This window comes from Leifsonia sp. PARNA 1/14, assembly GCF_055720965.1.
On the sequence record NZ_JBVQSP010000005.1, the window covers coordinates 320,508 to 327,871 of the forward strand.

At 68.7% G+C, this 7,364-nt stretch carries 5 protein-coding genes; 1 reads left to right on the plus strand and 4 read right to left on the minus strand.

Features of this window, described 5'->3' with window-relative positions:
- Nucleotides 1–32: 32 nt before the first annotated feature.
- From infB to nusA, 3 genes are all read right to left on the minus strand, one after another.
- Complete coding sequence (gene infB, locus AC0HS0_RS15230; RefSeq protein ID WP_472964900.1) at nucleotides 33–2,801, minus strand: translation initiation factor IF-2; 2,769 nt, start codon at nucleotides 2,799–2,801, stop codon at nucleotides 33–35.
- Between the two features lie 80 nt (nucleotides 2,802–2,881).
- A complete protein-coding gene (locus AC0HS0_RS15235) occupies nucleotides 2,882–3,172 on the minus strand; it encodes a YlxR family protein (RefSeq protein WP_472964901.1) in 291 nt (96 codons plus the stop codon).
- A 218-nt stretch (nucleotides 3,173–3,390) separates the two neighbouring features.
- Nucleotides 3,391–4,398, minus strand: a complete 1,008-nt coding sequence (nusA, locus tag AC0HS0_RS15240; protein WP_055919221.1) for a transcription termination factor NusA — start codon at nucleotides 4,396–4,398, stop codon at nucleotides 3,391–3,393.
- 109 nt (nucleotides 4,399–4,507) lie between these two features.
- Between nusA and AC0HS0_RS15245 the strand changes: the two genes are divergently transcribed.
- A complete protein-coding gene (locus AC0HS0_RS15245) occupies nucleotides 4,508–5,290 on the plus strand; it encodes a DUF1206 domain-containing protein (protein ID WP_472964903.1) in 783 nt (260 codons plus the stop codon).
- Between the two features lie 4 nt (nucleotides 5,291–5,294).
- Here AC0HS0_RS15245 and AC0HS0_RS15250 read toward each other — a convergent pair whose 3' ends face one another.
- Nucleotides 5,295–7,289, minus strand: a complete 1,995-nt coding sequence (locus AC0HS0_RS15250; protein ID WP_472964905.1) for an ABC transporter ATP-binding protein — start codon at nucleotides 7,287–7,289, stop codon at nucleotides 5,295–5,297.
- Nucleotides 7,290–7,364 lie beyond the last annotated feature (75 nt).

The window sequence follows — 7,364 nt, forward strand, 5'->3', positions numbered from 1 at the left end:
CCCCCCCCCCCCCCCCCCCCCCGCTCCGATGATCAAACGCGGGGCTTCTCCCGCAGCTCGGTGGTCTCGATCTCGTCGCCGACCTGGATGTCGTTGTACTTGCCGAGGCCGATACCGGCTTCGAAGTCCGTGCGCACCTCGGTGACGTCGTCCTTGAACCGGCGCAGCGACTCGATGGCGAGGTTGTCTCCCACCACCACGCCGTCGCGGATGACGCGCGCCTTGGCGTTTCGCGTGATCGTGCCGGACCGGACGATGACACCGGCGATGTTTCCGAACTTGGAGGAGCGGAACACCTCGCGGATCTCGGCCACACCCGACTGGACCTCTTCGAACTCGGGCTTGAGCATGCCCTTCAGCGAGTTCTCGATGTCCTCGATGGCGTTGTAGATGACCGAGTAGAAGCGGACATCCACACCCTCGCGGGCTGCGCGCTCGCGCGCCTTCACGTCCGGGCGGACGTTGAAGCCGATCACGATCGCGTTGTCGATGGTCGCCAGGTCGATGTCCGACTCGGTGATCGCGCCGACACCGCGGTGCAGGATGCGCAGGCTGACCGAGTCGTCGACCTCGATCTTCATGAGCGACTCCTCCAGGGCCTCCACGGCACCGGACACGTCGCCCTTGATGATGAGGTTGAGCGCCTCGACCTTGCCCTCTTCCAGAGCGCGGGTGAAGTCCTCGAGCGAGATGCGCTTGCGGGCCTTCGCCAGCTGGGCGTTGCGCTCGGCGGCCTCACGCTTCTCGGCGATCTGCCGGGCGGTGCGGTCCTCCTCGGTGACGAGGAAGGTGTCGCCGGCGCGCGGGACGCTGGAGAGACCCTGGACCTGCACCGGACGGGCCGGCGCTGCCTCGAAGACCGGGTCGCCGTTCTCGTCGGCCATCGCACGGACACGGCCGTAGGCCGTACCCGCGACGATCGCGTCGCCGACGCGCAGCGTTCCGGACTGGATGAGCACGGTCGCGACGGCGCCGCGGCCCTTGTCGAGCTTCGCCTCGATGGCGACACCGCGCGCGTCCTTGTTCGGGTTGGCCCGCAGGTCGAGACCGGCGTCGGCGGTGAGCAGCACGGCGTCGAGCAGGTCGTCGATGCCGATGTTGTTGCGGGCCGACACGTCGACGAACATGACGTCGCCGCCGTACTCCTCGGCGACCAGGCCGAACTCGGTGAGCTGCTGACGCACCTTGGCCGGGTTGGCCTCCGGCTTGTCGATCTTGTTGACCGCCACCACGATCGGCACGTTGGCCGCCTGGGCGTGGTTCAGCGCCTCGATGGTCTGCGGCATGATGCCGTCGTCGGCCGCGACCACGAGGATCGCGATGTCGGTGACCTGCGCACCACGGGCACGCATGGCGGTGAACGCCTCGTGACCCGGGGTGTCGATGAAGGTGATGGCACGCTCGATGCCGTCGTGCTCCGTCCACACCTGGTACGCACCGATGTGCTGGGTGATGCCGCCGGCCTCGCCCGCGACGACGTTCGCGTTGCGGATGGCGTCGAGGAGGCGCGTCTTACCGTGGTCGACGTGACCCATGACCGTGACGACCGGGGGCCGGATCTCGAGATCCTCGTCGGACTCGCCTTCCAGCTCGGCGTCGAGGTCGATGTCGAAGCCCTCGAGCAGCTCGCGGTCCTCGTCCTCCGGCGAGACGACCTGGATCTTGTAACCCAGCTCCTCACCGAGGATCTGGAAGGTCGCCTCGTCGAGCGACTCGGTCGCAGTCGCCATCTCGCCCAGGTGGAAGAGAACGGTGACCAGCGAGGCCGGGTTCGCGTCGATCTTGTCGGCGAAGTCGGAGATGGAGGAACCGCGGCGCAGTCGCACGACGGTGCCGCCGTCGCCGCGAGGGACGCTCACGCCGCCCAGCGACGGGGCCTCCCGCATCTCGAATTCCTGACGCTTCGCGCGCTTCGACTTGCGAGCCTTGGACTTGCCGCCGCCACGACCGAACGCGCCGGCGGTGCCGCCGCCGGGGCCACGACCGCGGCCACCGCCACCGGCCGGACGCGGGGCGCCGAAGCCGCCACCAGTGCCACCGCCGGGGCGCTGGAAGCCGCCGCCCGCGGCGCCGCCCGCGCCACCTGGACGCTGCTGGAAGCCGGGACGGCCTCCGCCGCCGCCCTGACGCTGACCGGGACGATTGCTACCGCCCTGACCGGGTGCGCCGATGCGGGGCGAGCCGGGACGCGGCGGGGCCGGACGCGGGATGTTGCCCGGGCTCGGCCGCTGGCCCATGCCCTGCGAGCTGGAGTACGGGTTGTTGCCGGGACGCGGAGCGCTCGGACGCTGGCCCATGCCCTGGCTCGACGAGAACGGGTTGTTGCCAGGGCGCGGCGCGCCGGGGCGGGGGATGCTTCCCGCGCCGGGGGTCGCGCCGCCGGGGCGGGGAGCCGACGGGGCGGCCTTCTCGCTCGGGGCGGCTGCGGCCGCAGCTGCGGGCGCCGCCTTCTCGGCAGCGGCCTTCTCGGCGGCGGCCTTGTCGGCGGCAGCCTTCTCGGCGGCGGCCTGACGCTCGGCGACCGACATCGGCGCCTGCGGCTTGGGTGCGTCGGACTCGCTCGACGCCTGAGGGCGCGGAGCAGCGGGGCGCGGAGCCTCCGCCTTCGGTGCGGCGGCCGCCTTGTCGGCGGTGAAGCCTTCAGCCTCCAGAGCGGCACGCAGCTTGCGTGCTACCGGCGGCTCGATGCTGGAGGACGGTCCTTTGACGAACTCGCCCATCTCTTTGAGTTTCGCGAGCGCGACTTTACTGTCGACGCCGAGCTCGCTCGCGACCTCGTGTACGCGTGGTTTTGCAGCCACAATTCTCCTGTCTGGGGCCCACCCCGGACAGGGCAGGCGTTAGTTGCGGACGGAACTCATTTCGAGCCGCTCATCGGTTGTCACTCATGTGAAGTCACTGCTTCTTCAGCCTGTTCTCGTAAGTGGGCCCTCAGGGCATGTGCCCAGGGGGCCGTCGGGTCGAGGTTCTCGTTCGCTCTCAGCGCCCGCCCGAAGGCCTTGCGCGTGAGTGCGAGCTCGAGACACTCGTCGACCGGATGCAGCCACGCGCCCCTTCCGGGGAAAGTGGCGGACGGGTCCGCCACGATTTCCGAATTCCGGAGAACGACCCTCAGAAGAGAGGATCGGGGAGCGCGAGAACGGCATCCGACGCACGTTCTGACGGCTTCCATCTTACCCCTCACGCATCTCTGCGCCGAATCAGGACGGAGCGCCGCACACACTGCAACGCTCCATCCCGGGCGAGCATTCCCTGAACGCCCGCTTATTGCCGCCTACTTGTCGTACAGGATCGAATCGGGCTGGATGTCGCGCTCGTGTGCCTTCGGCAACCGTGTCGCCACGGCTTCGCCGCGTCGGCACGGCGCGAAGATCGACATCCAGCCCTCCATCACTTGTCGTCCAGGATCGAATCGGGCTGGATGTCGATCTTCGCGCCCGTCAGCTTCGCAGCCAGGCGGGCGTTCTGTCCCTCCTTGCCGATCGCGAGCGACAGCTGGTAGTCGGGGACGAGCGCGCGCACAGCCTTGAGCGACTCGTCGATCACGAAGGCGCTGGTCACCTTTGCCGGCGAGAGCGCGCTCGACACGAAGGTCGCGAGATCGGGCGAGTAGTCGACGATGTCGATCTTCTCGTTGTTGAGCTCGGCCGTCACCGCGCGCACGCGCTGGCCGAGTTCGCCGATGCAGGCGCCCTTGGCGTTCACGCCGGGCTCCGTAGCGCGCACGGCGATCTTGGTGCGGTGGCCGGCCTCCCGGGCGAGCGAGACGATCTCGACGATGCCGCTGGCGATCTCGGGGACCTCGAGCGCGAACAACTTGCGGACGAGCGCCGGGTGGGTGCGCGAGACGGTGATCGACGGCCCCTTGGCGCCTTTGGCGACGCTGGTGACGTACACGCGGATGCGCGAACCGTGGGTGTACTCCTCGCCGGGCACCTGCTCCTCGGGCGGCAGGATGGCCTCCACGCTGCCGAGGTCGATGTGCACCATGCGCGGGTTGGGGCCCTGCTGGATGACGCCGGCGACGATGTCGCCCTCGCGGCCGCGGAACTCGCCGAGCACCGCGTCGTCTGCGATGTCGCGGAGCCGCTGGTTGATCACCTGCTTGGCGGCGAACGCCGCGATGCGCCCGAAGTCGCTCGGGCTGTCCTCGGCCTCGCCGATGACGTTGCCCTCGTCGTCGTGTTCGGGAACGTAAACGGTGACATGCCCGGTCTTGCGGTCCAGGTGCACGCGCGCAGCGGGCGGCTGGTCGGAGTGCCCATGACGATGGTCGGCCTGGTTGGTGTGCTTGAGATACGCGGTCAGGATGGCCTGCTCGATGATCTGCACAAGCTCGTCGAACGGGATCTCCTTCTCGCGCTCCATGAGACGCAAGACGCTGAGGTCGATGTCCATGCCGGCCTCCTCTATTCAGATCTTCGCCGCCGCGCGACGGCGCGGCGGACTCAGCTCTCTACGGTACCCGAGATTCCGGTGAGCCGGGACCCCGGGTACCGTGCATGCCATGAGCGCACCTACCCGAGCCGCGTCTCGCCTCGAACGCAGCACGACCGTGCGGGTCCTGGCCCGTGTCGGCCTGGCCTCCATCGGCCTTCTCCACATCCTCATCGGCGTCATCGCGCTGGCCGTCGCGGCCGGAGCGGGCGGCCAGGCCGACCAGTCGGGTGCACTGCAGGCCGTCGCCTCGGTGCCCGGTGGCGTGTTCGTGCTGTGGCTGGTGATCATCGGGCTGATCGTGCTCGCGGTCTGGCAGGTGCTGGTGGCTGTGACGGCGCACGGCGTGGGCACCAAGCTGCTGGAGGTCGTCAAGGCCGTGGTGTACGCGGGACTGGCGGTCGTCACGATCTCGATCGCGATGGGCGGACACCACAACGCGTCGTCGACGGAGAAGAGCGCGAGCTCGCGCCTCCTCGCCCTTCCCGGCGGAGTGTTCGTGCTCGGCGCGATCGGGCTGGTCATCGTCGTCGTCGGCGTCGGCTTCATCCGCAACGGCGTGACGCACCGTTTCGAGCGCGACCTGAAACTGCCGCCGGACCGATGGGCGGGCGCGATCACCGTGCTCGGAAGGGTCGGCTACATCGCCAAGGGAGTGGCCCTGCTGCTCGTCGGCGGCCTCGTCATCGCCGGCGCGATCACCTTCGACCCTTCGAAGGCGGCAGGGCTCGACGGGAGTCTCAAAGCGCTGGTGAGCGTCCCGTTCGGCGTCTTCCTGCTCGTCGCGATCGCACTCGGGCTCCTCGCCTACGGCCTGTTCTGGTGCGTGCGCGCGGTGCGGGCACGGCTCTAACCGCCTAGGCCTCCTCCTCGGCGGGCGCCGCGAACTGCGCGTTGTAGAGCGTGTAGTACGCCCCGCCCCGGGCGAGCAGTTCGGAGTGCGTGCCCTGCTCGACGATCCGCCCCGCCTCCATCACGAGGATCAGGTCGGCGTCGCGGATGGTCGACAGCCGGTGGGCGATCACGAAGGACGTGCGATCCGCGCGCAGCGCGCTCATCGCCTTCTGCACCAGCAGCTCCGTGCGGGTGTCGACCGAGGACGTCGCCTCGTCGAGGATCAGCACGCTCGGCCGCGCGAGGAACGCCCTCGCGATCGTGAGCAGCTGCTTCTCTCCCGCGGAGACGTTGGAGCCCTCGTCGTCCAGCACGGTGTCATAGCCGTCCGGCAGCGAGCGCACGAAACGGTCGACGTAGGTCGCCCTGGCGGCGTCGACGATCTCGTCGTCGGTGGCGTCGGGACGGCCGTACGCGATGTTCTCCCGGATGGTGCCCTTGAACAGCCAGGTGTCTTGGAGGACCATCTCCATCCGCTCACGGAGATCGTGCCGCGTCATCGACGCGATATCGACTCCGTCGAGCGTGATCCGTCCGGAATCGAGGTCGTAGAAGCGCATCATCAGGTTGACCAGCGTGGTCTTGCCCGCACCCGTCGGGCCGACGATCGCGACGGTCTGACCGGGCTCGGCCACCAGGGAGAGGTCGTCGATGAGCGGCGTGTCGGGCTCGTACCGGAACGAGACGTCCTCGAAGGCGAGCCGCCCCCGTGTGCCCTCCGGGTTCACCGGCTCGCTCGGGTCGGCGCTCTGCTCGTCGGCGTCGAGGAGCTCGAACACGCGCTCGGCGCTGGCGACGCCGGACTGCAGCAGGTTGGCCATCGACCCCAGCTGCGTCAGCGGCTGGGTGAACTGGCGCGAGTACTGGATGAAGGCGGTGACGTCGCCGAGCTGCATGGCGCCGCTGGCGACCTGGAGGCCGCCGACCACGGCGATGGCGACGTACATCAGGTTCCCGACGAACATCATCGACGGCATGATCAGGCCGGAGATGAACTGCGCGCCGAAGCTCGCCTGGTACATCTCCTGGTTCTTCTCACGGAACCGCTCCTCGACTTCGCGGTGACGGCCGAACACCTTCACCAGCGAGTGGCCGGTGAAAGCCTCCTCGATCTGCCCGTTGAGCTCGCCCGTATTGCGCCACTGCGCCACGAACAGCTTCTGGGAGCGCTTGGCGATCAGCGTCGTGACCAGCAGTGTGAGAGGGATCGTGATCAACGCGATCACCGCCAGCAGCGGCGACACGACGAACATCATCACCGTCACGCCGATCACCGTCAGCAACGAGGTGAGCAGCTGGCTCAATGTCTGCTGGAGGGTCTGCGAGATGTTGTCGATGTCGTTCGTGACACGGCTCAGCAGCTCGCCTCGCTGCATCTTGTCGAAGTAGGTCAGCGGGAGGCGGTGGATCTTCGCCTCCACGTCCTGACGCAGCCGGTACACCGTGCGCTGCGTGATGCCGTTGAGCACGTAGCCCTGCAGGTAACTGAACACCGACGACGCGATGTAGAGCGCGAGGACCCACATCAGCACGTGACCGACCGCGGCGAAGTCGATGCCCGCGCCCGGCGTCAACGTCGTCCCGGAGACGAGGTCGGCCAGCTGCCCCTGGCCGCTAGCTCGGAGGCCGGCGACCGCCTGCGCCTGCGTGATGCCCTTCGGAAGCTGCGACGAGATCGCTCCGGCGAAGACCAGGTTGATCGCGTTGCCCAGCAGTTTCGGCCCGAGCACCGCGAAGAACACGCTGACGACGGCGAGGAGCGTCACGAAGACGATCCCGACCATCTCCGGCCGCAGCCGCCGGCCGAGACGCTTCGCCGACGGACCGAAGTCCATCGACTTGTCGCCCGGCATCGTCATCCCGCCGAACGGGCCGCCTCCCCCAGGGCCGCGCCGCACCGGGGTGCGGACCGGAGTCTGCGTCGTCGCGCCGCCACGGGCGCCGTCATCGCGGCTCATGCCGCCTCCTCCGCGGTCAGCTGCGACGAGACGATCTCGGCGTAGGTGGGATTGCTTTCGACGAGCTCTGCGTGG

Coding starts and splice junctions, on each gene's coding strand:
- AC0HS0_RS15235 (WP_472964901.1), bottom strand. CDS start 3,172: ATGGAAGCCGTCAGAACGTGCGTCGGATGCCGTTCTCGCGCTCCCCGA.
- nusA (WP_055919221.1), bottom strand. CDS start 4,398: ATGGACATCGACCTCAGCGTCTTGCGTCTCATGGAGCGCGAGAAGGAG.
- AC0HS0_RS15245 (WP_472964903.1), top strand. CDS start 4,508: ATGAGCGCACCTACCCGAGCCGCGTCTCGCCTCGAACGCAGCACGACC.
- AC0HS0_RS15250 (WP_472964905.1), bottom strand. CDS start 7,289: ATGAGCCGCGATGACGGCGCCCGTGGCGGCGCGACGACGCAGACTCCG.